The organism is Paenibacillus oleatilyticus, from assembly GCF_018998565.1.
GTDB lineage: Bacteria > Bacillota > Bacilli > Paenibacillales > NBRC-103111 > Paenibacillus_G > Paenibacillus_G oleatilyticus.
The window spans coordinates 140,653-166,798 of sequence record NZ_JAHNZO010000002.1 but is presented as its reverse complement, the minus strand read 5'-3'; the positions used below and the strand labels follow the sequence as shown (position 1 = coordinate 166,798).

General features: G+C 54.0%; 22 protein-coding genes and 2 pseudogenes. 5 read left to right on the top strand and 19 right to left on the bottom strand.

The features are described 5' to 3' along the window. Positions 1 to 58 precede the first annotated feature (58 nt). Complete coding sequence (locus KQX66_RS37250; protein WP_253956899.1) at positions 59 to 283, top strand: hypothetical protein; 225 nt, start codon at positions 59 to 61, stop codon at positions 281 to 283. A 98-nt stretch (positions 284 to 381) separates the two neighbouring features. Here the strand turns inward: KQX66_RS37250 and KQX66_RS03950 are convergent, their stop codons facing one another. Both KQX66_RS03950 and KQX66_RS03945 read right to left on the bottom strand, forming a co-directional pair. Further along, positions 382 to 3,690, bottom strand: coding sequence for a DEAD/DEAH box helicase (locus KQX66_RS03950; RefSeq protein WP_216790016.1), 3,309 nt, complete (start codon positions 3,688 to 3,690; stop codon positions 382 to 384). Between the two features lie 24 nt (positions 3,691 to 3,714). Beyond that, positions 3,715 to 4,401, bottom strand: coding sequence for a protein kinase family protein (locus KQX66_RS03945; protein ID WP_216790014.1), 687 nt, complete (start codon positions 4,399 to 4,401; stop codon positions 3,715 to 3,717). Positions 4,402 to 4,737: 336 nt separating this feature from the next. On the opposite strand from KQX66_RS03945, the gene KQX66_RS03940 reads away from it, so the two are divergent. After that, positions 4,738 to 5,049, top strand: a complete 312-nt coding sequence (locus tag KQX66_RS03940; protein WP_216790011.1) for a hypothetical protein — start codon at positions 4,738 to 4,740, stop codon at positions 5,047 to 5,049. Between the two features lie 114 nt (positions 5,050 to 5,163). On the opposite strand, the gene KQX66_RS03935 is transcribed toward KQX66_RS03940, so the two are convergent. The 13 genes and pseudogenes from KQX66_RS03935 to KQX66_RS03880 form a co-directional block, all read right to left on the bottom strand. Further along, on the bottom strand, positions 5,164 to 5,817 hold the full coding sequence (locus KQX66_RS03935; protein WP_216790009.1) for a FusB/FusC family EF-G-binding protein: 654 nt from the start codon (positions 5,815 to 5,817) through the stop codon (positions 5,164 to 5,166). A gap of 312 nt (positions 5,818 to 6,129) precedes the next feature. Next, entirely contained in the window at positions 6,130 to 6,576 is a 447-nt protein-coding gene (locus tag KQX66_RS03930) for a DUF6376 family protein (RefSeq protein WP_216790007.1), read from the bottom strand. Between the two features lie 64 nt (positions 6,577 to 6,640). Next, complete coding sequence (locus KQX66_RS03925) at positions 6,641 to 7,528, bottom strand: type II CAAX endopeptidase family protein (RefSeq protein ID WP_216790005.1); 888 nt, start codon at positions 7,526 to 7,528, stop codon at positions 6,641 to 6,643. 109 nt (positions 7,529 to 7,637) lie between these two features. Then, a complete protein-coding gene (locus tag KQX66_RS03920) occupies positions 7,638 to 8,207 on the bottom strand; it encodes a YdeI/OmpD-associated family protein (RefSeq protein WP_216790002.1) in 570 nt (189 codons plus the stop codon). A gap of 116 nt (positions 8,208 to 8,323) precedes the next feature. Next, positions 8,324 to 8,839, bottom strand: coding sequence for a DinB family protein (locus KQX66_RS03915; RefSeq protein WP_216790000.1), 516 nt, complete (start codon positions 8,837 to 8,839; stop codon positions 8,324 to 8,326). A gap of 82 nt (positions 8,840 to 8,921) precedes the next feature. Then, the gene (locus tag KQX66_RS03910; RefSeq protein WP_216789998.1) at positions 8,922 to 9,839 is read right to left on the bottom strand and encodes a helix-turn-helix transcriptional regulator; all 918 of its coding nucleotides are present in this window, start codon (positions 9,837 to 9,839) and stop codon (positions 8,922 to 8,924) included. 120 nt (positions 9,840 to 9,959) lie between these two features. After that, a complete protein-coding gene (locus KQX66_RS03905; protein ID WP_216789996.1) occupies positions 9,960 to 10,238 on the bottom strand; it encodes an acyl carrier protein in 279 nt (92 codons plus the stop codon). After that, positions 10,235 to 11,293 (bottom strand): HAD-IIIC family phosphatase, encoded by a 1,059-nt coding sequence (locus tag KQX66_RS03900; RefSeq protein ID WP_216789994.1) that lies wholly within the window; start codon positions 11,291 to 11,293, stop codon positions 10,235 to 10,237. The genes KQX66_RS03905 and KQX66_RS03900 overlap by 4 nt, the downstream gene beginning before the upstream one ends. Before the next feature lie 21 nt (positions 11,294 to 11,314). Then, positions 11,315 to 11,773 carry a GNAT family N-acetyltransferase gene (locus KQX66_RS03895; RefSeq protein ID WP_216789991.1) on the bottom strand — a complete coding sequence of 153 codons (459 nt, stop codon included), beginning with the start codon at positions 11,771 to 11,773 and terminating at the stop codon, positions 11,315 to 11,317. A gap of 45 nt (positions 11,774 to 11,818) precedes the next feature. Further along, on the bottom strand, positions 11,819 to 12,991 hold the full coding sequence (locus KQX66_RS03890; RefSeq protein WP_216789989.1) for a bis-aminopropyl spermidine synthase family protein: 1,173 nt from the start codon (positions 12,989 to 12,991) through the stop codon (positions 11,819 to 11,821). Positions 12,992 to 12,995: 4 nt separating this feature from the next. Beyond that, positions 12,996 to 13,274: pseudogene (locus KQX66_RS38655) on the bottom strand (endonuclease MutS2); the annotation flags it as partial. Between the two features lie 185 nt (positions 13,275 to 13,459). Beyond that, positions 13,460 to 14,984 (bottom strand): annotated as a pseudogene (locus KQX66_RS03885) (endonuclease MutS2); the annotation flags it as partial. A 439-nt stretch (positions 14,985 to 15,423) separates the two neighbouring features. Then, positions 15,424 to 17,139 carry an ABC transporter ATP-binding protein gene (locus KQX66_RS03880; RefSeq protein WP_216790477.1) on the bottom strand — a complete coding sequence of 572 codons (1,716 nt, stop codon included), beginning with the start codon at positions 17,137 to 17,139 and terminating at the stop codon, positions 15,424 to 15,426. Between the two features lie 90 nt (positions 17,140 to 17,229). Here KQX66_RS03880 and KQX66_RS37760 point away from each other — a divergent pair, with 90 nt between their 5' ends. The 3 genes from KQX66_RS37760 to KQX66_RS03870 all read left to right on the top strand — a co-directional run bounded on the left by KQX66_RS37760 (position 17,230) and on the right by KQX66_RS03870 (position 20,197). After that, positions 17,230 to 17,364 (top strand): hypothetical protein, encoded by a 135-nt coding sequence (locus tag KQX66_RS37760; protein ID WP_284439777.1) that lies wholly within the window; start codon positions 17,230 to 17,232, stop codon positions 17,362 to 17,364. A 57-nt stretch (positions 17,365 to 17,421) separates the two neighbouring features. Beyond that, positions 17,422 to 18,405 carry an ABC transporter substrate-binding protein gene (locus tag KQX66_RS03875; RefSeq protein WP_216789984.1) on the top strand — a complete coding sequence of 328 codons (984 nt, stop codon included), beginning with the start codon at positions 17,422 to 17,424 and terminating at the stop codon, positions 18,403 to 18,405. Positions 18,406 to 18,535: 130 nt separating this feature from the next. Further along, positions 18,536 to 20,197 (top strand): ABC transporter substrate-binding protein, encoded by a 1,662-nt coding sequence (locus KQX66_RS03870; protein WP_216789982.1) that lies wholly within the window; start codon positions 18,536 to 18,538, stop codon positions 20,195 to 20,197. 101 nt (positions 20,198 to 20,298) lie between these two features. Here the strand turns inward: KQX66_RS03870 and mle are convergent, their stop codons facing one another. The 4 genes from mle to KQX66_RS03850 form a co-directional block, all read right to left on the bottom strand. Further along, complete coding sequence (gene mle / locus KQX66_RS03865; RefSeq protein WP_216789980.1) at positions 20,299 to 21,141, bottom strand: alpha/beta fold macrolide esterase; 843 nt, start codon at positions 21,139 to 21,141, stop codon at positions 20,299 to 20,301. Between the two features lie 395 nt (positions 21,142 to 21,536). Continuing rightward, a complete protein-coding gene (locus tag KQX66_RS03860; protein ID WP_253956898.1) occupies positions 21,537 to 21,827 on the bottom strand; it encodes a helix-turn-helix domain-containing protein in 291 nt (96 codons plus the stop codon). A 269-nt stretch (positions 21,828 to 22,096) separates the two neighbouring features. Continuing rightward, the gene (locus tag KQX66_RS03855; RefSeq protein WP_216789977.1) at positions 22,097 to 23,833 is read right to left on the bottom strand and encodes an ABC transporter ATP-binding protein; all 1,737 of its coding nucleotides are present in this window, start codon (positions 23,831 to 23,833) and stop codon (positions 22,097 to 22,099) included. Continuing rightward, positions 23,830 to 25,635 (bottom strand): ABC transporter ATP-binding protein, encoded by a 1,806-nt coding sequence (locus KQX66_RS03850; RefSeq protein WP_216789975.1) that lies wholly within the window; start codon positions 25,633 to 25,635, stop codon positions 23,830 to 23,832. Before KQX66_RS03850 ends, KQX66_RS03855 begins: the two co-directional genes overlap by 4 nt. Between the last annotated feature and the right edge of the window lie 511 nt (positions 25,636 to 26,146).

The window sequence follows — 26,146 nt, the reverse complement described above, 5'->3', positions numbered from 1 at the left end:
TCTATCCGCCCTATGCTATGATGCTGGAAGCCTGCAACCGAACGAAGTCGGCAACCGATTGAAAATCTATGTGTATGACCGTTCTTCCGATACGCTATCCGATTCGTTCGCCAGCGCGGCCGTTGCATCGGAAGAAATGCTGTTTTCCCTTAGCATGGATCGGGCGCTATACGACCTCTCATTAAAGAAGCCGCTGCAGCCCGGAATCAACCGGCTTACTGCCGTATACAAGGTCGGCGAGCGCATCATCTTTGAGCAGGACTTCGATGTGACGGCTCGATAAGGAACCATCGCCCAACCCAATAAAACAGGACCCTTCGCCTCATCGGCGTCGGGTCCCTTTCATGTGCCTTCCCTCCAAGTTCCATCGCAAAAGCCTGCTCAATCCAGCATCAGCAGCTCCCGGACGTCCCGTTCCGTCAGAGCGGACAGCCCCTCCTCGCCCGGCTGAATGACATCGTCGATCAAATGTTTCTTTCGCTGCTGAATCTCGTGCATTTTGTCTTCTACCGAGCCTTGGGTGACGAGGCGGATCACTTGGACCACCTTCTTCTGCCCAATCCGGTGGGCGCGGTCCATAGCCTGCTGCTCTACGGCAGGGTTCCACCACAGATCGTACAGGATGACCGTGTCCGCTCCGGTGAGATTCAGCCCGGTTCCCCCGGCTTTTAGGGAGATCAGGAACAAATCCCGCTCGCCATCGTTAAACCGGCGGCAGCGTTCGACGCGCTCGGCGGGCGGAGTTTTGCCGTCCAAATAAAAATACGGTACGCCCCGATAGCCGAGCTCCCGCCCGATCAGCCCCAGCATCTCGGTAAATTGCGAGAAAACCAGCATCCGCCGCCCCGCGCTCCGGCATTCCTCCACCAGCTCCAGCAGCTGCTCGAATTTCGCCGAGCTTCCGGTATACCCTTCGACGAATAACGCAGGATGACAGCACAGCTGGCGCAGCCGGGTGATGCCCGCCAAAATTTTGATCCGGTTTTGCTGAAACGTATCCGCGTCCAAATGCTTCAACGCTTCCTTTTGCAGCTTGGCCAGATAGGCCACGTACAGCTTCTTCTGTTCCGGCAGCAGCTCCGAGGCTTGCAGCGATTCGATCTTCTCCGGAAGCTCCTTCAGCACATCACTCTTGACCCGCCGCAGCAGAAACGGACGGGCGCGCTTCGCCACGATCTCGCGGGACAGCTCGCCGAAAGCTTTGCGATCCGGGAACAGCTCGGGGAACACCGCGTCGAAGATGGACCACAGCTCCTCCAGCGAGTTTTCGACCGGCGTTCCGGTTAGCGCGAATCGGTATCTGGCCCGGAGCGCCTTCACCGCTTGCGCCGTCTGCGTCGCGTAGTTTTTGAACGCTTGGGCCTCGTCCAAAATGAGCGTATGAAACGTATGCCCGGCATAACGCCCAATATCCCTGCGCAGCAGCGGATACGAGGTGATGACGACGTCCGCATGGGACAGCTCCTTCAGTACGCGGGCGCGTGCCGCGCTGCTGCCGTCGGCAATAACGGCCCGAAGCTCCGGCGCGAACCGGTTCAGCTCGTTCCTCCAATTATATAGGAGAGACGCGGGAGCGACGACCAGCGCGGGCTGTCGTTGATCTCGAATCTCCGGCAGAACAGATACGAGAAAGGCGATGCTCTGCAGTGTCTTGCCCAGCCCCATATCGTCGGCAAGAATGCCGCCGAAGCGGTAATGAGCCAGCGTCTTCAGCCAGCCATATCCATATTTCTGGTAATCCCGCAGCACAGGAGTCAGTCGTTCCGGCAGCGGAAAATCCAGATTATCCGGATTCCGCATGTTTTCCAGGAGCCGACGAAGCGACTTGCCCAGGCTGAGGGCTCGACCCTGCTCTCGAGCATCGATCAGGTGCAGTCCACGGACAGCCGACAGGCGCAGCTCCGTTCCTTTCACATCCGCTTGGCGGATACCCATCTCGTTCATAAAGCGAACGATCTCCTGAAACTCCTCGCTTTCCAGCGGCAGGAGCGCGCCGTTGGGCAGCCGGTGGTATCTGCGCTTCTCTTCCAAGGATTTCAGCACTTTGCGGATTTCCGCTTCCGGAATTCCGTCGATATCGAACTTAATTTCCAGCCAATCGATCCGCTCATCTACATCTACCCGGATCTTCGGCGGAACGTGGCCCGTATGAAGCCTGACTTTTACGGCGGAGGTGGCATATACCTCGACCAGCTTTTCCAGCTGGGGCAAGACGCGGTACATAAACTCGTATTCCTCGTCTTCGCCATCCAGGAAATAGCCGCTTTCGGTTTTGACGAAGGCACTCTGCTCCATAAGCTCGAGAATCGCCCGCTCCTTCTCCCCGTCCCGCACCAGAATTCGCCCTTCTCCACGCTGAGTTTTTCCCTCTACCAACGGATTAAGGACGATGTCACCGTAATGAAACTCTAGCCCGGCGAGCAGCCGGTCCCTCACCCGGTCCAAATACAGCTTGGCCTTCAGCGATATGCGCATGATCCGGTCGGACACGGCTTGGGCGACATGGACGGTTCCCAGCTTCATCAGACCGGGAATCGCCTTCTCGATGAAAGGCTCGATCTGATCCGCCGATATCCGAAGCTGGCGCGTGCGGGCTGAATCCAGCATTTGTTTCAGCTCCGAAAGGCGCTGGCTGCTATCGGGCGGCAGTTTCAGCAGCTTCCCCTCGGCGAGCACCAGCCCGTACATTTCCATAACAATGATCTCGTCCAGCCCATAGACGTCCAAACGATAGCCTTCTTCCGGCGCTTGGTCGAAATCGAAGCGAAGCGGGATCGGCTCGTCGGCGATGCGAACTCCCTCATAGATCCGGCCATCCTGCTCAAGCTGTGCGGAAGGAGCCGCCGCCAGCAAGGGTAGCAGCGCTTCCCACGAGAACGGAGGAATCAGCAGCATCCGCTCGCCGCTCATCCGGATGAGCTGAACGGCAGCAAACGCACTCGACGTTTCGCGGTACAGCCTCTCGTTGCGGCAGATTTGGATTAACTGGCGAAGGATGGCGTCGTCCTCGATTTTAAAGCTGTGAAGTTCCGGATCGTAGGTGAAATGCTTGGTAAATACGAAGGCTTGTCTCCGTTCGACCCGCTCCAGAAACTCCCTTATGTTCTGTACGATGTACAGTCGTTTGGGCCCTACCTTAAGCTCGATTCCGAACATGTACTTCCGGTAACCGTAAGCAAAGGGCGCGCAAGTAAACTCCACTTCAAGCTGCGTTCTTGTATCGAAGCGCGGCCGGGAACCGGTCGGAATCACCGGCTTGCCAACGAACAGTCCTAACACGCTGCTCGTCAGCCGGAGATCTCCCGCGGGAATCGCGGAGGCGCTTGCTGCCGCTCCGCCTGACGGAGGCATTGCAGATAATCCATCCTCCGGTCGAAGCCGCCCGACAGGCAAGCTGCCGGCCTGCTCCGTATCGTGAATATACAGCAGCACCGCAGCGACATGCTTACAGTATTTGTCGTAAGAGCCCAAGGTGGGGCACGTGCACTCCGCTTTTACCTCCCCTTCATCCCCGATTTCGACGGTTACTCGGCAGCTGTCGGCGCCGCCGACCGTCGCTTCGTAGCTCGCAGCTTCGGGATCGCAATGCGTGAAGGCCACTTTTCCGGCGCGGCAGTAGGCTTCTCCCTTTTTGTAGGAGAGCTCGCCGCACAACGATTTAATGACCCGTGGTGTCAACGGTGCGTTCATCGCCTGAAACCTTCCTTACTTCATCTATTTCAAAAACTTGGAAAACAACTGACTGACTCTTTGGGCGAAATCGTCAAGGCTCAGATTCGCCTGATCGAGTCTGGCGTAGCCGTTCTTGATCGCATCCAGCACCCAGGCGGGAATTTTGATTCCCTCAATGCCGGGATAAACGACCCGGTACGCCCAGACCAGATGCTCCCACCGGTGGTCGTCTCCCTCCAGCGCATATTCCGATACGTCCAGCACTTTGCCCCGGCCCGATTGCAGGATCACATTTTTCAGATGAATGTCGCGCGGATTCAAGCCGCGGCTGCGCACCTGCTCGCGCGCTTCTTCCACGTCGCGGATCACCTGCTCCGGTACGGGAATGCCCTCCAACAAGCAATCGAGCAGCGTGACTCCGGATTCGTGGCTCATGACCAGATAGCGCTCTCCACACCCGTAATATACCGGAAAATAAGGAATCCCTTCTAGCCGTTCGTACACGTGCTTCTCCATATCCCGTTTCCCGAGCGCAAGCGCATGATCCGAGTAGATTTTAAACGCAAAGCCCGGCGTCCGATCATAGGTGAACACGGCCGCATCCGTTCCGATGCCGATGCAGCGAAGTTCTTCCGAATCGCCGGATACGATCACAGGTTCATTCCGTTCGCTGCCGGTTACCGTGATGCTGCGCAGCGCCTCGTCCGCTATAGTCCAATCCGCGTTCATCCTAGAGCCCCCTTGTCACGTCTACTGGCAGCCCGCGCCGCGGCTGCATTCGAGAAAGGCACGAAATGCGCGGCGGCGCGTTAACTCTTGTAAGATAATTACGTAAAACAAACATCCAGGGTGCAAAATGAGTGTAGGTTGTTAGAGCGATTATACCACAGAACAGCCGTTCGCCAAAAGAACGAGTACGCTATCGGACCTGACCATCCCCGAAATTGGGCTGAAAAAAATGCATTTCTCCTGCTTCAAAAATAATCCATACGGGTAACTATTGGTTAGCTGGTTCCGATACCAGAACATGGGAACACAACCGCAAAGAAAAGGAGTGTTTTACGTATGAAGAGCATGCTGAAAACAAAAGTAACGGTACTCGCCCTGTGCTCGGCTTTCCTATTACCGGTGGCAGCTTTCGCCCAGACGCCGGACGAACCGGCAGCGAACCCGCCGACGACTACCATCACCTTTCCTAATCTGAACCTCACGACTACTGTAAAGGTAACGAATATAGACGGGGTATTGGTTCCGGGGGATTATGTGATCACCGGCGATTCGAGAGTGGCTTATATTCCTGAAGGTGTCGGGCTCGTCGTAGTCCATAAAGAAACTACTCTGCCGAATGGGGCGTTTTATTTGAACGATAAGAAGTAACGATATCGAAGAGGGCGTAAACACAGAAAAGTGTTTGCGTCCTTTATTTTACGGATCGAATTAGCAAAAAAACCATTGAATCCGGAAAAAACCGCAGATCCAATGGTTTCTTGTCTAGCCTATAACCGTGTTAATAAAGTTCTCCAAAGATGAAACATCCGTAATGTTCTTATTGCAGTCTTGACCATGCATGCACAAATAATTGCCAACCGCTTTATAATAATCGGCTGAAGCTTTCGCCGGCCTTTTTTTGGCTATCGCCGAGAATAAAGCAAGATCTTCATACCGATTGCATATGAAGCAAAAACTCCTTTTGTTGGTCGGAGTATATTTGCCTTCTAGACCGACAAATTGCCCGTTTAAATGGTATACGATGAACAATTTATTCGTAGAGATATCGATCCAACTGAGATAAGTGACGTAACGACGGTCTATCTCGGTTAAATTAGGGATCTTTAGCTTCTTATTTTTGGGAAACAGCTTCTGAATCTGCTTTTCCGTAATATGCGGAAATTCCACGATATACGGCTCTAACGTTCGCAGATACTTATGGAAGTCTTCTGACGTTTCTAAGTTGACAATGCTTTCCAGCAGCTCTTTCTGAAGGCCGGAAGCGTCGGGAAACAGCTCTGCGATTTTGGCTGCCGTACCTTGCCTGACCGATTCCAATACCTTCCGATCGGCAATCGTTCTAAGAGCGTGCTGCAGGTTCCCTGCCTGCTTCTTGATATCGTTATACTGATGGTTTCTAATAAATGGTCCACACATGGAGGTCAGCCCCTTATTTTATAAGATTGAAAATAAGGTGCAAAGCCATATTATTAGAAACGATAGCTGCTCATTCGGGCGATTTTATGTTGCTCCCTTTTACGCCCATGCAAAGTATCGCCCTAAAAATAAGGCTTTGCATGAGACTGGCCAATCCGGCAATCGCGAATTGCCATCCGTACCAACTCCCTCGTTCTAACTTACGATTAGTATAAACAAAACGAATGTCTGTAGCAAGAACAAGGCTTTATTCCATTCCCTTCGATACAAAAAGGATGCCTTCACCTCATGTGAACGACATCCTTTACCGCTTTAAGGAGTTAAGCTCTTCACTTTATCCAGATTTTGTGTGACCTGATTCAGCGTGTCGATGAACCGGGAATCCTCAATCGCCTTCCAGTCGATGGCGCCGTTGTTGATCTTCTCCAGGTAACCGTTAATCTCCTTCGCCAGCGTCTCGTTATACCCGACCAGCTGCCCATGAACGTCTTTGGCAAAATCAGGGGCTTGAAGCGCGTTAAATTTTGCGATCCGTTCCTTCATACCGGTCAATTCATTCTTCAATGTCGTTCTGGCTTCGGGATCGGTGACCGCCTGCCTGGCAAGCGTCGGCAATTGTTCCGCAAACCGCGAAGTATCATCGATGAAGTTGGTCGCTTCTTCCACATAATTTATTGAATGATTTACTTTGTCGATAATTTCGCAGCCTGACAACAGACCAACCGCGAGCACAAGCAAAAGCACGATTTTCAATTTCATCCTCCGGACCTCCGACTTTTTACAAGGTAATACTGATCTAAGCTGGCTCCGGTTTCAAAAAAAATTATAAGGACAGCGGTTCCTGAACCGACCGTTCGCCTTTTCCGGGAAGGGTTCGAATGATCGTCCACGGCTTCCTCGAAACAATGAACGCCACTGCGAGCAAAGCGAGTGCAACGAAAATACCAGACTCTCCCGTCCACAGCAAGGCCGAATCCCCTTTGGTAAACAGGTCAAAGACGTTTTGGGTGATGGCATTCCATGAGGCATGCAGCAAGACGGCCGGCCAAATACTTCCCGATGTCAAACGGAGATACGCCATCACATACCCGAAGGACGTGACCGTGACCATGAAAAGCAAGATGGACAAAAGAAGAAACGGACCGGCGTAATACACTCCGGCTACCATGAGCGGCAGATGCCACACGCCCCATACCAGTCCGCTTACGAGAACAGGCCGGGGTACCCGGGCATCGATCAGGCGTGTGAGCATGTAGCCGCGCCACCCCACTTCTTCGCCAAAGCTTCCAATCAAGCCTTGAATCGTTCCGAGGGTTGCATTTGCCAACAGGAGGAATATGAATAGGACGATGGGAGAAGCGGTTAAATAAGTGGCAGGCGCGGCAAATTGCGCAAGTCCGGACATCCATGCTATACCATAGGCCGCCAGATCGACCGCTATCGGCAGGAGAAGCACGATCGGTATGAATTTAAGAGTACGTTTTCCCCCCAGGCGGAGGGAAATGTCGGCAAAACCCTCGCGCAGCAGCAAACGCGATAATAAAGACGCCAAAGCGGGCGTCCACATCAGAAAAAGCACCCATTTGACGTCATGGAGAGTCAGCCAATACCCCAGACATGAAAGAGGAACGAGGAAAGCAAAAAAGACCGTAAGCCCGCGTCGGGCAGACTGCACGCGATGATGCGCCGTCTCGCTGTTTGAGGTTGTCATTATCGAACACTCCTTTTGGTTGCAGCTCCCACAAAAGCATCAGACAATAGTTACATTTATGTAAATTCAATCCTCATTATAACATCGTCTCTAATCATGTTTTGGTATCTTAATAATCTAGCAGGCGTCCATGATCATGCCATTGACCGTACATTTTATTATCTCTAGTGTTTGTTATAAATTTATCTAATCTGCTCCGAAATAATTCCGGCTGATTTTTAACGCTTTGTATCGTATCGATCCGAACTCTTTTGTAAAGAGCTGGAAATGCCATGAAATTGTCATATACTTGCTTTTCCTCTTTTAGCCTTTGCTCTATAGCCCTATCTATTTTAAAAGAATCGTGGTCCATATCTGGAAGCACCTTTCTTCCTTCTTCCCTCATTAACCCCAACTTTTCGAGGCGGCGGACACGTTCTTTATTCAATTCCGTCCATGAACTTTTTTTGCTTCTGGGAGACAGTCTCTGCGCCAGCTCCGTTTCAGACATTTTCTTTTTGATTCCATCAATCCATCCGAAGCACAGAGATTCTTCGACCGCGTCCAAATATAGCAACGTTTCCGGATTGGGCGTCATACGAACAATTACCCAACACGATTTTTCAGTCTTACAATTTTCCTGTAGCCAGACCCTCAAATCTTCTCGCGATTTTATTGGAATTAGATTTTCAATTTCCATAGATAAACTACATTCTCCTTTCCAGGTATGGAGAGTCATTGTAAAAAGGCCGATTTCTCCGTTCTCGGAAATATCGACCTTTTTGTATCATCAAAATACTCTTTCGACGTTAGAGATTACATGGATTCCGCAGATTCCTGATACCAAAAAAGTGAATAATCGTTCATCGTGGATGCGTGGCCCAGTTGGCGCAGCATGGTCGAAATATTCCCTCGGTGGTAAGTACCGTGGTTGACCGTTTGCAGCACAATTTCCGATAATCGAGTGTTGCGTGTTCCGGCGTACGGATTCTCGAGCGCAATCATTTGCTCCAAGTCGTCTTGGTTTCGGAACCATGCTCTGTATTCCTCCGCTAATTCACTAAAGGCATTCGCGAAGTCATCGACAGAGTACCGAAGTATTTTTTGTTGAAGTGGAAGGCACTCTTCCAGCGCCTTGGGCATACTGGTACCACTCAGAACCTGGAGCCAACACTTGTCGATCGCATACATATGCGCGAACGCTTCGCCAATGGTGGGAAACGAGGTGTTTACTTCTTGTTGCAGCACCGAGGGCGGGAGTTCCTTGATTCGTCCCAAGAGGGTTTGCGTAGCCCATGCATGGTAGTCGAACATTTGTACCGGGTGATTCATTTGGATCGTCTCCTTTTGACTTGTCATGGATTTGATTTTGTTCCTGCAGTAATAATAAAAAAAGATGTATGACAACAGTCTGTCATACATCTGCATAAAGTTTGAGCGCATTTTGAAGCTGTTCTTTTACGATGCGACGCAGTGCAGGGGGTTCGAGAACTTCGGCGCCGCTGCCAAAACTCAGCAGAATTGTCCAAAGCCAGCGTGCTTGCAATGGCTGATAAACAGGAATTCGCAGCGTCATGCTCCCATCATCATGAAATTGCTTATCAGCCTGGTGAAACTGATCCATCACTTCCGCCAATGCCTCCGGCCACACCCGGATCACCACATCCTCCAACTGATCTTGCCATCGCTTGTTTGACAAAGCAGCCTCTTCCGGCACCTCATGATGCGGCTCGAAAGTTTCCTGAGTCAGGAACAAGTTCAACATCCGGGATAGTCGGAACTCCCGATAATCCCTTCGTGTTCGGCAAAACCCATAAACGTACCAATTACGATATTTAAAATGAAGCCGCAGCGGTTCCATATCACGCGTCGTACGTTCATTCTTTACATTGATATAATCAAAGCGGACGATATTTCGCCGGGTAATGGCCGAGCGTAAATGACGAAGCGCGTCGGGCTCCGTGCGGCGGGTTTCCAAGTCCACGGACAGACTCGTGGTCCGATGCTCCGGTCCGATCGTCTGCAGTCGTTCGATGGTCCCCTGCGCACGCTCGTCTTCAAACACGGTGGAGAGGCTTCTGAGCACGGTAATCAGGGAATTGACATCGTACGAACCGAGCAGGCTTTTATCCATTTTGTATCCGTCCATCATGCCATATCCGCCTTTCGTTCCCTGATACGATACGACCGGGAAGCCCGCAGCGCAGATCACATCGATATCCCGATAGATGGTTCTTTGGGAAACTTGAAACTCTTCAGCCAGCATGGAGGCAGACAAAACTTCGTGATTCAGCAGCTTATAAATAATGGAAACCAATCGTTCCAATTTCATGTGTATCCCCGCCCGTTAGTCCATTTCGTATTCATTATTGTATCACACATTTTTTCTTGCTTATCTTGGGATTGGCAAAAAGAGCCGGTCATCCATATGGGACGTCGGCTCTTCGATGTTTCAATGTTCCAGTCCGGAATGAGTCCCGTGCGGCAAGCTCCCGCTCTCCTCGATAAACGAGACGATACGGTCTATGCTCGATAACGATTCGATCGTCAGGTCCTCCTCATCGAATGCTACTTGAAACTCCTGCTCCAGCCAGGCGATCAACCGGACCACCGTAACGGAATCCAACACGCCCTGAGGGCCAAGCAGCCGCGTAGACCGCTCCACTTCCGTCGTCCCAAGCAATTGAGCGACGATGGCCGTAACCTTCCGTTCCATTTCTTCTCGATTCATCCTAAGGTTCTCCCTTCCAGTTGCTTAAAATGTTCCGTTTTCACGACAATCCAATCCGGTGCGCAATACGCGAACGGCAACGGCAGGGCATAGATCGAATCATGCTCCTGCTTCTCCTTCCGGGCAAACCCCAGCAGCTGCAAAAGCATCAGCGCTGGCCGGTTGCGGCCTGTGGACCGGTAGCTGCAAACCGCTTCAAGCATCGCAGGATACTCCTGCCGCGCCAGCTTCAGCACCGTCCCGAGAAACGCGGTTCCAATGCCGCGCCCTTCGATGCGGCAGGAGATGCAGAACAACCGGATGTCCAGCCGTTCCTCCTCATAGTCCAGCATAGCTGCCCCGACAATGCCGTGGTCGCCGAACCGGTCCTTCAGCTCCGCGACATAAAGCCCTTTCGTGGGCGATTCCAGGTAAGAGCAGACGACGTCCTCCGACATCCGCTCCGCGAAATTATTGAATTGATTCGTTCTCGCTGCCAGCTCGAAGGCCCGGTCGAGATCCTCCTCGCGTGCAGTGCGCACCTCCAGCTCCATGAAGCAGGAACGCAGAAAGTCTTCCCGCGTCCCGGTGAAGCGCTGCTCCGCCGTTGTCCGCTCCAGCCGGGAAAGCATCATCTCGCGGCGTTTCCCTGCCTCCCTCGTCGGCTTCCCGACTCGGAACTCGGGGTATCCGACCAGCTCCAGCGCCTCATGCGCGCTGTAGACGGTCAGCTCCGGCAGATACGTTCCCGCCTCGTAGCGTTCGAACGGATTGTCGTCGATGAACGCTATCGCATCCAGCCCGATATTCAGCTCGCTTGCGATCCGCCGGATGCCTTCCGCCTTCGCCCCCCAACCGATCTGGGGGTACAGAAAATAACGGCAGACTCCCAATTGTTCCAATTTTTCCATGGCCAACCCATGGTCGTTGCGGCTCGCTACGCTCTGCAAAATGCCGCGCCCGTCTAACTGCTCCAGCACCTCGCGAATGCCGGGACGCAGCGACACCTCTTCATCGTCGGCCAGCGTTCCATGCCATAACGTTTCGTCCAAATCCCATATCAAACATTTGATCATGCTACCCTGCCCTCCGCAGCCCTAAGCTTCCTGATCCTGCACCTTGTACTCCATCGTCAGATGGGTCGGCGCGAAGCCGTAATTTTTATACAGCACGCGCATGGGCAGGTTGCCGACGTGTACATGCCCGACGATGCGCCGGGCTTTCTGCCTTCCGGCAAAAGCCATCCCCGCCTCGAACAAAGCCGTGACTGCCTCCGAGCCGCGGCACGATTCGGCGGCGTAAAAGCTTTTGAACTGGATGTAATTTTCTTTCGTCACAAAATTCTCTTTGAGCGTCATCCAGAGCCAGCCGGCCGCCCGGCCTTCCAGCTCCAGAACGAGCATGCCTTCCTGTTCGCGAGGTATCGCTTTTTCCAGCTTGCGCCGGTGGAATTCCAGATCGGTTACCGCCTCGCTGCCAAACGAAATGACGGAAATTTCTTTCTCAAATTCGGCCACCGCGGCCAAATCGTTCTGCTCTATCGGTCGGATATGCATCTTGTCTTCTTCTCCTCTTAAGTCCATAATTCGCCGCAAGTTTGTTTATACGCTCTTTTTTTCGATCAATTGAAACGTATCGTTCTTGCAGCGGGGACACCCTTGATTTTTGAGCTGCTCGATCGTAGGCATATCGCCTTGGAAGCCGACGTAGACCGCCTCCCCGCACTGCTGACAGCGGTAAGTGCGCAGCGTCCGCTTGACTTCCCCCGTATACAGCGCATCTTCGAAAGCGCCGGCGTATTCGGAACGCGTCTGCTCCGTCGTCTTCAGCACGATCATTTGGCTCCGGTTCGCGATCATTTCCGCGCCTTCATACTCGTTAAATCGCGGGAACGTGGCGCTGACCATGAGCCCCATCCGCACGAACTCCCGCTGCATCGCCAGCATGAACTCCGGCGACTTATGGGCAAAAGACAAGAAGATCGGAGCACCTTTCCTCTTCTTCAAGCCGCTGATGCCGCGGGAAAGGAACAGCGTCATGCCCTGCAGCGTATAAGGCGGATCGGTAAAGAAGCAGTCATATTGTCCCTGCCATTCCTCGGCCAGCGGGTGCCGCAAATCCCAGCGCCTGCATTGGATAGGCAGCCCCTCCCTAGCTGCGGTTTCTCCGATATAGCTCAGGAACCGCTCGTCGATATCGACAACGTCGATCCTTGTCCTCGAATGCGTTCCCTCCGCCTCCGGGAAGAGCTTCCGGAGCAAAAAGCCCAGCGACACGCTGACCAGATCGTCGTCGCCGATGCAGAGCACGCGCTTTCCGATCAACGTCTGCTGCTTCAAGCACAGGACGGCGCGCCGCAAACTTGTCTCCGCGGTGCATTTCGATTGATCGATCCGAACGTCCACCTGCGGCCGTAAGCGGAAAATTTCCTGAAGCTCGCTTAGCACGTCGGCCAGCTCGGCCTTCCAGTCCGCATCGCTTGCCGTCAGCTTCAGGTACAGGCTCCTGTTTATTCCGCCGTATCCCAGCTCTTGCTCAATCCATGCCGTTCCCGCCCTGCTGCATCGCGTCCCGTTCTCTTGCATCAGTGCGCCCGCTTTGACGAGCTCTTTCTTGATAGCCGCGGCTACGGGAACAGGCAGCAGCGTCTTGCGCGCCAGCTCCTTGGTCGAGATGCCCGGGCTGAAATAGCATTCCAGCAAAAGCTGCTCGATGACGGCGGAACCTTCTTCCAAACGGACATTCGCACTGATTTCATCTACATAATTTTTCATCCGATCATTCCTCCGATTTGGTCTCGATGGTAACGCCCGGTGCGTGCTTGCGGCCCATCAGCTTGCGTTTTTTGCGGTTTTCTTTCGTCTCGAACACGATGTCCAGATCGTAATTGTCCGGATACAGCTCCTTGCTCTCGATGTGCAGCTTCAGCCGCTTCTGGTTGATTTTGAACTTCTGGTTCTGGATCATCACCCCGACATTGCCACGGGAATCCTCGATTTCAAACACAATGCCGGTGCGGCCCAAATAAGCGATATACACGCAATCGCCGAGCTGGAAGCTTCTGGGACCCACAGAAACTGGCTCACCGTCTTCCTCCGGCTCCTTCTCCTTTTCCGATGAAGACCGAGACGCATGCGCCGCTGTTGTTTCCTCCTGCGAATCATCCATGTCCGCCGCGGAGGCTTCGTCCGGCTCCGGCTCAGGCCCGGGGGCCTGTGTTCCCTGCGGCAAGCTTTCCGGCAAGCCGCGCGCGGTAATTTCGCGGGACCGCTCAATGAGGCCGGCAGGCAAGCCCAGCTTCAACGCGATCAGGAAGGCGTAGCTCTGGCCCGCTTCCCCGATCCGCAGCCGGTACAGCGGCTGCAGCGTGTCTGTATCGAACTCCATGCGGGCATTCTCGAACCCTGGCGTCACGTCGGCAAAATTTTTGATTTCCGTAAAATGGGTCGTCGCCACCACCGTCGATCCTCTTCGGTGCAGCTCTTCCAGAATGGCCACCGACAAGCCGACGCCTTCCCCCGGATCGGTCCCGGAAGCCATCTCGTCGATCAGAATGAGCGTCGAACGGTCGGCAAATTGCAGCATTTCATTGACGTTCCGGATATGCGCGGAGAAGGTGCTAAGCGCGTGCTCGATGCTTTGTCCGTCCCCGATATCGACGGCGAGATGGTTGAATACGGAAAGCAAGCTTCCTTCCCGTACCGGAACCAATAAGCCAGACTGCGCCATGACGGTCAGCAGACCGACGGTTTTCAGCGTTAAAGTCTTGCCTCCGGTATTCGGTCCCGTAATAATCAGCGACTTGTATCTCCGTCCGATGACGAAGTTCAAGGGAACCATCGGCCGGTTCAGCAGCGGATGCTTCGCTTCGCGCAGGTCGATGATCCCTTGGTCGTTCAGCTCCACATTGAAGCCTCCGATAGCCAGAGCATATTTGGCCTTGGCAAAAATGAAATCGTAGGTGCCCACCGTCTCAATATTTGTCAGAAGCTGTTGCTCGCAGCTTTCCGCCAGTGCGGTCAAATCGCTCAGCACTTTCAGCTCCTCCCGCGCTTCCTCCGCTTTCAGCCCTGTAAGCTCGAACTGAATCGTCATGACCTCGGCCGGCTCGATATAGACCGTTTGGCCGCTCGCCGACTCGTCGAGCACCGTTCCCTTCACCAGCTTGCGGTGCTCTTTTTTGACCGGCAGCACATACCGTCCGTTGCGCGTGCTGAGAACATGCTCCTGCAAAATGGAGCGGTGGCGGCTCATCAAGGAGTCCAGCTTGCTTTTCAGACGTTCCTCGAATACGGCCAGCCGCTTGCGGACTTTCATGAGCTCCTTGCTGGCGGAGTCGGCGACTTGCCCGTGACGGATGCACCGTTCGATCTCCGATTTCAGCGCATCCATCGCATACATGGAAGCCGCGTAGGAGCTAATGTGAGGGGCTATCCCGCTTTTCGCGGCCATATACCTCACGAGCTGCGCGCAGCTGGTCAGGAATTGGTGCATGTGCATGAAGTCCTTCTCACTGAACACGTATCCCGTTCCCAGCAGGTCCAAAATATTTTCCATGCCTTCCAGCGAAGGAATCGGAACGCTTGCGCCTTGCTGAAGCAAGGACTTTGCCTCCGCCGTTTCGTCCAGCTTCGCCCGCACGACGGACTTCGCCGTTATCGGAAGCAGCTCGGCAATCAGCCGCTTACCCAGATACGATACGGCATATTCTGCCAAAGCTTCTTTGATTTTGCCGTATTCCAGACGTTGCAGTGCTTTTTCATTCATGAGTGATCTCTCCTTGTAAGAAAATAAAAAAAGGGCAGAGAATGAACGTACGTCATTCTCTGCCCTTTTGGGACCATGCCTAATCAAAAGCGCCCGATAAAACAGAAAATCCGCGCTGAACTCAGCACGGATGATAGGCGCAATGAATAGGCATGTACCTATGGCATTGTATGATATCCGTTGTTCTTAACTAATTCCAAGGTGACCGTAAACCCATGAAAAAATAAACCTTGCTTATTAGCAAAATTTGCCCATGAATTTCCAGAAACCTCATTATGGAATTTGATTAGTTAAGAACGACCACCGACATCAAAATCTCTCCTTAGGTAACAATTAACTTTACTGTACCTTACTTCCCCGTTGAATGTCAAGTGCTGTAAAATTTCGCAGCTCGTGTTGGCGGATTCAAGCCGGTCAATGCCGGTCGTCGCCTCAACCGTCATGCCCCGAACTGCGCCCGGTGCAAGCGGCTGTAAGCCCCCTCCGCAGCCAGCAGCTGCTCGTGATTGCCCTGCTCGGCAATGCCTTGGTCCGCAACCACCACGATCCGGTCGGCGTTCTTTATCGTGGCAAGCCGATGGGCAATAATCAGCGTCGTCCGGCCTTCCGACAGCTCGGCTAGCGCCTGCTGAATCGCCGCCTCCGTCTCCGTATCAAGCGCCGATGTCGCTTCGTCGAGTATGAGAATCGGCGGATTTTTGAGGAACATGCGGGCAATCGAGAGCCGCTGCTTTTGCCCGCCGGACAGCTTCACCCCGCGCTCGCCGATCAGCGTATCCAGCCCCTCGGGCTGGGACAAGATCAGCTCTTCCAGCTGCGCCCGGCGCGCTGCCTCCCAGATCTCCTCATCCGTCGCTCCCAGCTTGCCGTACGCAATATTTTCGCGAATCGTCCCATCGAACAGAAATACGTCCTGCTGCACGATACCGATGTGCGAGCGCAGCGATTGCAGCGTCATCTGCCGGATATCGATCCCGTCGATCGTGATGCTTCCTTCGTCGACCTCGTAGAACCGTGGCAGCAGGCTGCACAAGGTTGTCTTGCCCGCGCCGGACGGGCCGACGAGCGCTACGGTTTCCCCTGCGCGAACAGTAAGATGAACGTCCTGCAGCACCTTCTCCTTGTTCTCATAGCCGAACTTCACGCCGCTGAAACGGATATCCCCCTTCAGATGCCCGACATGGCGCGCATACGGCGCATCGTCTACATCCGGGGCGGTCTCCAGCAGCTCCAGATATCGTTTGAAGCCCGCAATGCCTTTCGGATACGTCTCGATCACCGAGTTGATCTTCTGAATCGGCCCGAGGAAGACGTTGGACAGCATGACGAAAGCGATGAACTCCCCGTACGACATTTTTTGCTGGATCACGAACCACGTGCCGCAGACGAGCACAAACAACGAAACGAGCTTCATCAAAATATAGCTGATCGACGAATTCCACGCCATGATCCGGTAAGTCAGCAGCTTGGTCAACCGAAACCGGATGTTGTTTTCCGCGAAGCGGGCGATTTCATGCTTTTCGTTGGAAAACGCCTGCACGACGCGAATGCCGCTTATATTGTTTTCGACCCGGGCGTTGTAGTCTGCGATGTCGGCGAACATGCGCTTAAAAGCACGCGACATTTTTTGGCTGAAATACAGGGACAAGTAGATCATCAGCGGGATGATAATAAAGGTCAGCACGGCGAGCTGCCAATTGATGTTCAGCATAATCCCGAACGCTCCGGCCAGCGTCATGACGGCAATGAACAAGTCTTCGGGGCCGTGGTGGGCGATCTCCCCGATGTCCATCAAGTCGTTGGTCATCCGGGAGACGAGATGCCCGGTCTTGTTGTTGTCGAAGAAGCGGAACGACAGCTTCTGTACATGATCGAACAGCTTCTTGCGCATATCCGTTTCGATATTGATGCCCAGCATGTGCCCCCAATACGTCATCACGTAGTGCAGTGCAGCGCTGACCGCATAAATGCCGAGCAGGCCGATGCAGCCCCACAAAATCCACTCCCATTTGCCGCTTGGCAGCAGATCGTCCACCACCCGGTTGACGGCAATCGGAAAAGCCAGCTCCAGCAGCGCCGCGATGATCGCGCAGGAGAAGTCCAGCAGGAACAGCCCTTTATATGGTTGATAATAAGCAAAAAAACGGCGGAGCATAGGCAACCCTCTCTCTATCGATACTTTCGTGCCGAGGCAAATGAGACTGATTCTCATTACCACACCTCATTGTAGGTGGCTTACCTAGAGATGGCAATGGACAAACGCAACGGTTTTTTTGTACAAATTGCAAGAGGCTTGTCCGAAGTTTTTGTACAAAAAGAAGCGGCCGTTTTTCGTTTGTCCATTGAGTGCCGGACAGGTTCCTTATATGATGGTTTCTGAACGATAATGAGAATCATTATCTATAACTTTTACACCCTGTCGAAGGAAGGTAACCTCATGAAAGCGGCAAGAAAAGTCATTCATCTGTTCGTCATCATGTTTAGCTTAGGATCACTGCTGGCTATGGCGGCATGCGGCGCACCAACCGCAGCTCCTCCCGCTTCGGCCGGACAAACCGCAGACTCGGCCGAAACCAAAGCGCCCGCTACACGCAAGTACACGGATTACAAAGGCAACGAATTGCAAATTCCCGTGCAGCCGCAGCGCGTTATTTTTGCGGGAGAGACATTCGGCGATTTGCTGGTTCTTGGCGTTGACGCCGTCGGCGCACAGTTGTCTTCGATCAAAGATCACGTCTTCGAAAACCGGGTGAAGCCTACCGCAGATGTCGGCTTTCCAATCAATCTGGAAAAGGTGCTGGAGCTGAAGCCCGACTTGATCCTTGTGGCCAGCACCGACGCGAAGCAATACGAGCAGCTTTCCAAAGTCGCTCCCACCGTCATGTTCGATACGTTCGCCCCGTTGGACGAGCGTATTGCGCTGCTGGGGGATTTGCTCGGAAAGCAGCAGCAGGCCAAGCAGTGGCTTGCCGATTTCAATGCAAAAGCGGAGGCCATGTGGAAGCAGCTCCGGGAGGATGGCATGAAAGACGGTGAAACCGCCTCGGTGTTTACGTATTATCCCGGCGACCGGCTGTTTGTCATGGCGCGCGCCGGGCTTCCGCAAATGCTGTATCATCCCAAGGGCTTCAAGCCTACCCCGATGATCCAGGAAGTGCTGAACGGCAGCCAAGGGTTCATGCATATCTCGCCGGAGCTTCTGCCGCAGTACGCCGGAGATCGGATTTTCATTCTCATTCCGGCGGCAGGTCTGGAAGACGCGCGCAAATCGACAGACGAATTGATGAAAAGCCGCATTTGGCTCGATTTGCCTGCCGTCAAGAAAGGCCGCGTCTACTCGATCGATATTTCAAAATCCGACAGCGACGCCTCGACAAGGGAATGGATGCTGGAGGAGCTGCCTAGAATGCTTCGGAAATAAGATCACCGATTTATGCGGAAGGTTCCCGGAAGCTTTTCAAGCTGTCATTGAAAAGCTTCTTTTTTTTTTTATACAATAGATTTAATTGATAATAATTATCATTCTCAATTTAGGAAGGAGGAATGAACGATTGGGCTGCGAATCGGCGAACGCCTTTCCCCTGCGCTCCCTGCTGTTTCACCTATCAGATATCGAGCAAATCTATCGGCCGGTCGGATGGAAATCCGGGACACAAACGGCCGCTCACCATACGATGCTGATCATCACTGCCGGACAAGGCCGCTTGGATGCGGACGACAGCCGCTATCACTTCACTCCGGACAGGTGCTTTTTATTCGCTCCCGGAGCTTCGTATCAACTGGAGAACGAATATGACGACGCGCTCCGCTTCTACAAGATCACGTTCACGGCCGTTCGCCTTGGGAGCACTTCGCACGAAACGTTTGCCGGGGAGCTTTTTCCGGAGCGCCGCGAGCTGACCGCGTATCCATTCTCCCGGCTTGTCCGGCTAACGGAAGAGCTGTATGCCGGCCGGCCCGATCCGTGCGATATCGCTTGGTTCAAGCAGCAGCTGAGGTTTCAGGAGCTGCTGGGCTTTGTCATCGAGCACAATCTCCATTCAGAGCAGCCGCTCAGCCCGACGCAGGCGGTCGAAAGCACGGTCCGTTACCTACAGAACCATTACATGGATAACATCACCGTCAAGCAGTTGGCTCGTCTGGCGCAAGTACCGCACTGGCAGTACACCCCGATTTTCCAGGAGCTGACCGGCAGGAAGCCGCTCGATTATTTGACCGAGCTGCGGATTAACCGCTCCAAGCAATTGCTGCTCGCTTCGACAGCCCCTTTAAGGGAAATTGCCCAGCAAGTCGGCTTTCGGGACGAGTACTATTTCAACCGGCGCTTTCGTCAAACGACGGGCATCACCCCGAAGCAGTATGCCCGTCTGGCGAGCCGTACCGTTCTGGTCAGGGATTGGACGGGGCACGAGGTCGAAATTCCCGAGCGGCCGGAGCGGATCATTTATTACGGGGAAACGTTCGGGGACCTTCTGGCGCTAGGTATTAAAGCGATCGGCGGCGGCATTTCTTTCTATAAACAATCCTTATTCAAAAACAAGCTGCGGGACGTGCACGACATTGGATTTCCGATGAGGACGGACATCCTTGCGGCGCTGAAGCCGGATTTGATCATCTTGGCCAGCTCCGACGAAGCGCAGTATGCCCGCGTTGCGAAGATCGCTCCCACGCTGACGTTTAATTCGTTTGCGCCGCTCGATCATCGTCTGCAGACACTCGGCCGCTGGCTCGGAAAAACGCGCGAAGCGGAGCGGTGGCTGAAAGCCTACAACACCAAAGCAGCCGCCATGTGGCAGCAGCTTCGCTCCACCATCGAACCAGGAGAAACGGCCTCCGTGTTTATCTACGATCATGGCAAGCGCTTATTCGTTATGGGAGCCGTCGGTCTTTCGTCGGCGCTTTATCACCCTTACGGCTTTCGACCTGCCGGTCACATTCAGGAAGTGCTGAATGCGGGCCAAGGGTTTTCGGAAATAACCGAAGCCAGCCTGCCCGCATATGCCGGGGACCGTATTTTCATGCTGCTTCCCGCAAGCCCGGAGTCGGAACAAGCGGCGAAGAAGCTGATGCGCAGCCCGCTTTGGCGCAGTCTGCCCGCCGTTCGTAACGGCCGCGTCCATCTGGTGGATGCCGCGCAATGGAACTTCGGCGATGCCTTCACCAGAGCGAAGCTGCTTGAAGTGCTGCCCCGGTGGCTTAACAAAACCTCGTAGGATCAGCCCGACCGACGCAAGTGGGGTACCGGTGCCGAGCATATGAAACAAAAAGCGGCGGTCCGGAGCCGAAAATCCAGCTCCAAACTGCCGCTTCCTAATTATTGCGCTCTCGCCGTGTGGTTGATGATCGCGTCGATCATCCGCTCCCAATCGTCACGGTGCAGCTCGTGCCCGGTCCCTTCCAGCGTGAGCAGGACGGCTCCCGGAATTTGCTTCGCAAGAGCCACTCCATGCTCGTAAGGCAGAATCGGATCTTCCGTTCCGTGAATGACCAGTGCCGGAGCTTCGATCTCGTGAACCCGGGCGATATCCGATTCCCCGCCTGTCAACAAGCCGTGATTGAACATGCTGGACAAGCGGCTCGCTCTCCTGACTTCCTGGATAGCCAGACGTCTGATTCTCTCCTCATCACACGGATGCTTGGAGCCTTTTAAGATTTTCCATTTTTCTACAGTCTGATCGACGGCCGCCTGCTCGTTCGTCAGATCCACATTGGCCGCAGCCGCAAAGAAGGTTTCCACCTTTTCCTCCATCGGCGGCAAACCTGGCGCGAAAGCCGACGTCATTACTAGCGTAGCGGTCAACACTTTTTGCGGGTGCCGCACCGCCGCAAGCATCGTAAGCAGTCCGCCGAGCGACATGCCGACAAAGTGTGCCTGCGAAATCCCGTACCCGTCGAGAACGCGAATCGCATCGTCCGCCATATCTTCCAAGGTATATCCCGGCTGCCCCGGTTCATACGTCGTCGAACGCCCGACATCGCGGTTATCGTAGCGGATCACATACCTTCCCCGATCCGCGAGACGCTGGCAAAACTCGTCCTCCCACCAAATCATCGATGCGGTGGCTCCCATAATCAATAAAACGGCCGGGTCGTCTGGATTGCCGAAGCTTTCGGCACACAATTCAATTCCGTCTATTCGCAGCATCTGTTCGCTCATAGTCTGATTCCTCCCAAGATTTAAAAATAAAAACACAGGCTGCTGCCGGTGCAGGAGTCATCGGAAAAGGACGTACTTATCCCCTCAAGAAGAACCTTCCCCGTTCCGACGTACGTCAAATCAGGGGAGTCTTCAACGACTGGATTATTGGCCTTTGTATTACGATTTGCGGGCACAACAAAAAGAGGGCCGATTCGTCCCTCCCTCTGATAGCCATATTGCGTATAACTAAACAGGGTTACCCGTATATGCAGGCAGACCAATCCCGATCACTCTGTACACAGACAGAGCCTTTGAGCACTATTCAATTAGTGAACCCAAGTACGCCGGAATTGGAATTGTCTAACATACGTAACCCTCCGTTCTGCTAAATTTATCCTATCGTAACACGGCATTCAAGTTTTTGCAACATCTCTGCATAATCGCTTGGATTTACGCCCGCCATACGTCTTCTTGAAGAAGGCGGCAAAATGGCGGAAGTTATCTACTAGAGACGCGGCTTGACTGACGTTCAGCGTGCCGTTTTCCGGCAGCAGCATGGCTTTCTCCATCCGCTGCTGGCGGACGAATTCGAAGACGGTCATCCCGAACACTTCCTTAAAGCCGATCTTCAGGTTGTAGTCGTTGAGGCTGATTTTGCGCGATAAGGCAAGAAGGCTTGGCGGATGGGCCAGCGTCTGCAGCAAAAGGTACTTCCCTTCCGGAACTGTGCAAACAGTTAAAAAAACTGGCGAAAATGCAACTTACACAGATACTATAATAATGATTTATGACAATGGAAAATGGTTGGTTGAAAAATATTTAAGTACCAGCTACAAGGATTGGCCTAAACTCCCATAGACTACCATCTTTTTAATATTCCAGTACCCCTCTCTTCTTCCATATTTCCATTCTTAACGACTATCCCCCTACTTCATTCTTCGGGTTTATCCACAAGCTTGAACTACGTCGCCCATCAAGAAGAGATGCTCCAGCCTCCGGTTTGCTGCTGCAAATGCCAGAGCCGGGCGTATAAGCCTTCACGCTGCAGCAAGTCGTGATGCCGACCCTGCTCGACCACACGGCCGTTGTCCAACACGATAATGTTGTCGGCATTCTTTATCGTTTTCAGACGATGCGCGATGACAATCACCGTCCTCCCTTGAACCAGATGATCGATCGCGCGCTGAATCTCCACTTCGTTTTCCGGGTCCAGGGAAGCCGTCGCCTCGTCCAGCAGGACGATCGGCGCATTTTTCAGAATCGCCCGTGCGATGGAAATCCGCTGTTTTTCCCCGCCGGACAATGTACTGCCTCCCTCGCCCACCATCGTATCATAGCCTCGCGGCAGCTTCATAATAAACTCGTGGCAGCAGGCCAGCCGGGCCGCTTCCTCCACCTCCTGCTGCGTCGCGTCGCTCCGTCCGAAGCGGATATTGTTGCCGATCGTATCCTGGAACAGATAGACGTCCTGAAACACCATCGACACCTTGCGCAGCAGCGCTTCCGGGTCCATGCTCCGCATGTCCTGCCCTCCGAGCAGGACTTTCCCTTCGACGGGATCGTAGAAACGGGCGGCCAGCCGAAGAATCGTGCTCTTCCCGCTTCCCGACGGGCCGACCAACGCAGTGAACGAACCGGCAGGCATCCGGACACTGATGTTTTTGAGCGTGGATTGCTCGTTGTAACCGAAGGTGACCTGCCGCAGCTCGACGTCGTGCTCTTCGGGAGGAAGCTCGCTGCCCGTCATACCCGGTTCTTTCAACAATTGGACGATACGCTCGCCGGCCTGCTCATGATAGCGGAACTCCGCATAGTTCACGAGCGCGGTCGAGAGAGGATCGAAAATCCGCGTTCCGATGAGCAAAAACGTAACAAGCGTCATGACGTCGAGCTTGCCGCCCAGCAGCAGATGAACCCCTACGATCACCATCAGGGTCAGTCCGGCGCGAATAAGTGCGATGGCGCTCAGGACAATCGGCCCAAGCAGACCTTCGATCCGGATGCTGTGGCGCATCAGTTCCTTGAACGATTTTTCCAGTCGGACAAAACGCTCGCCCGTGATATTGTAAGCTTTCATGACCCGGATGCCGTTCAAATATTCCTGAAGACGGTTCGCGGCGTCGATCTTGGCCCGCATATGGTTCGCCCCCAGCCTCCGCTGAATGCGGGAGGTGAGAAGCACCAGCGCAATCGCCACCGGAAAAGCGGCAAACATGGCGGCCGCCATGCGCCAGTCCAGAACGGAGAGCCCGGAAAGGGCAAGCACCGGCATAACCAGGGCGCCGAGCATCTGCGGTACGAGATGCGAGATGCCGTGCTCCACCAGCGTAAAATCACCCATCATCATGTTCGCCAAATCGCCGGGGTCGCGTCGGTTCAAGTAGCCGAGGGAAAGCTTCCGCAAATGCTCGGCCAGCTGAGCGCGACCTTCGGCCGCCGTCTCGTAAGCACCCCGGAACTGGGCACGGTATGCCGGCACTTCGCACAAGAACAAAACAATCAGCGCAGCCGCCATGCCCCCGCACACCCACCAAAGCCCCGCTACATCCAGTGGCGCGCCCGGATGAACGAACGGCTCGAAGATCAGTCTCGCGCCTCCGACCAGCAGGGCAAAAGGCGCGATCGCCATCAGGTTGGCGAGCGTGGTATACAGTACCGGCTTGATCAGCTTCTTCGGTTGGCCCGCCGTAATGTTATGAAGCAGACTCATGCCCTCACTCCTCCCGTCTCGATCTGCCATTGCCCCGCATCCGTGTACGCCTTCCACATTCTGGAGTACAAGCCGTTCGCGGCAACGAGTCCCTCATGCGTTCCCCGCTCTTCGAGCCGGCCGGCGTTCAGCACGATAATTTGATCGGCATCCCGGATTGAAGAAAGCCGGTGCGCGATCACGATGACCGTTTTTCCCTGCATCAACTGCTTAAGCGCCAGCTGCATCTCGTACTCGTTCTCGGGATCGGCAAAAGCAGTGGCCTCATCCAGCACCAGAATGGGCGCATCCTTCAAAATCGCCCGGGCCACCGCAATTCGCTGCTCCTCGCCGCCCGACAAGTACACGCCGCCTTCCCCGATCAATGTATCGTAGCCTTGGGGCAGCCTGCCGATAAACTCATGGCACTGGGCCGCCTTCGCTGCGGCGTACACTTCCTCCGGCAACGCTCCGGGCCGCCCGACGGCGATATTGTTGTAAAGCGTATCGTAAAACAAGAACGTTTCCTGAAAAACAAAAGCAACGGTGTTCATCAGATCGGAGGAGGCTATCTCCCGGATGTCTACGCCTCCGATGCGGATGCTTCCTTGGCTCACGTCCCAGAATCGGGGAATGAGATTGGCGACCGTGGACTTGCCGGAGCCTGACGGGCCGACCAGCGCCGTTACCTTGCCCTGCCGTGCGTTGAACGAAAGATCGGATAATGCTTCGCTCCGGGAAGATTTGCCTTCCGCCCCGTAGGAGAAGGAGACGCTGTGGAACGTCAAGTCGTACGCGTCCGGTTTTTTCGGGTTCGCCGGCTCCTTTACCGGCTCCTCCGCCAAGATGCGGTCAATCCGCTCGACCCCTTCGTTAATATCGCGGAGCGAGGAGCTGATATTCATAATTTTGAACATCGGGGCGGAGATGCCCGGGGCCATGATCAGAAAGAACAGCAGGACCGAAGCGAACGCCACGCTGCCCGGGTCCCGGGCCAGCAGATAGACGCCGACCGGCAGGATAAACGCCGCAAACGAGCTGAGAATGACTTTAAAGATCAGGAATCCATTCTGAAATTGATCAGTAAATTTGACGCAATAATCGCGATAACGGATCATGTCGTCGTAAAACTTGCGAAATGAATGGACCGTCTGTCCGAACACCTTCACCGCCGGCATCCCCCGTACATATTGAACCGCCGAGCCGCTCATCCGTTCCAAAGAATCGTAATACAGCTTGACGTTCTTCTTGGACTTTTCTCCCGTCGAGAGCAGGATCTGTACGGTGAAACCGGCTGCAATCGGAACGAGGCAAGCCAGCGCCAGCCATACGTTCAAGGCAAACATCGCGACGATCAGTACAAGGGTCGTCACCGCCACATGAATGAGATCCGGGAGCTGATGCGCGACAAAGGTCTCCACCTTTTCCACGTTTTGCTCCAGCGTCTTCTTCACGACGCCAGTCGAGGTGCCGTTCAGCCAGCCGAGCGGCAGCCGTCCGATATGGTTGGACAGCTTGACGCGCAGACCGTACAAGATCCGGAACGCCGCCATGTGGGAGAACATCCCTCCCGCATACATCAGCAGCAGGCTTCCCAGCAGCCCTAGCAGCGCAATGATCCCCCAGCGGATCATCCACGGTCCGTCGGAGGAAGCCGGATTCGTCGCATGCTCCAACAGCTCGCGGATGATAAAATATACCGATACGTAAGGAATCAGCATGCAGACCGCGCTCAGAGCCGACAAAATGCCGGAAACGATCAGCAGCCCACGCTTCTCGCCCGCAATCTCGAGCAGTCTTGCGATTCCGTTTTTTTGCTTCACATGTACCCCTCCCCTTCGTTGAACCCGTTCATTGATAAAGATTATCACCGGGGCTTTTCTTTGTCTCCCGGAGGACGGATTATTTATGCGGTTCTACGGATAACTCGCAAAGTTGTTAAGCGGAGTACGAGGAAGGCGTATAGGCAAATCATTATTCGTTTTTCGTGGGGGGTGTAAAGTAAACGGTGAAAAAGAGCTGCAGCGTAGTATATGTAAGCGCATTCGATCGAAGAAGCTAACGAGCCACCTGCGTAGCTCCCGAAATGATCTATAGTTCTTCTAATTTGCCAAGAAACCTTGTATTGTGCTCAGAAGCCGTTATTTTCGGGTTAATGTGAAAGGTTGAAGAAGCTGGGGATTCTAAATTTTCGGAGATTGATGTGAGAAGACTGATTTTAGAGGGGGGACTATTGGGATTGACCTTTTGGATTGAACTAGCGGTCTAAATCGGTGGGCCTGTGTGCCCCCCGAGAGGCAAATTCACTTCACGGTGCACGAAGCTCCGTCTTTG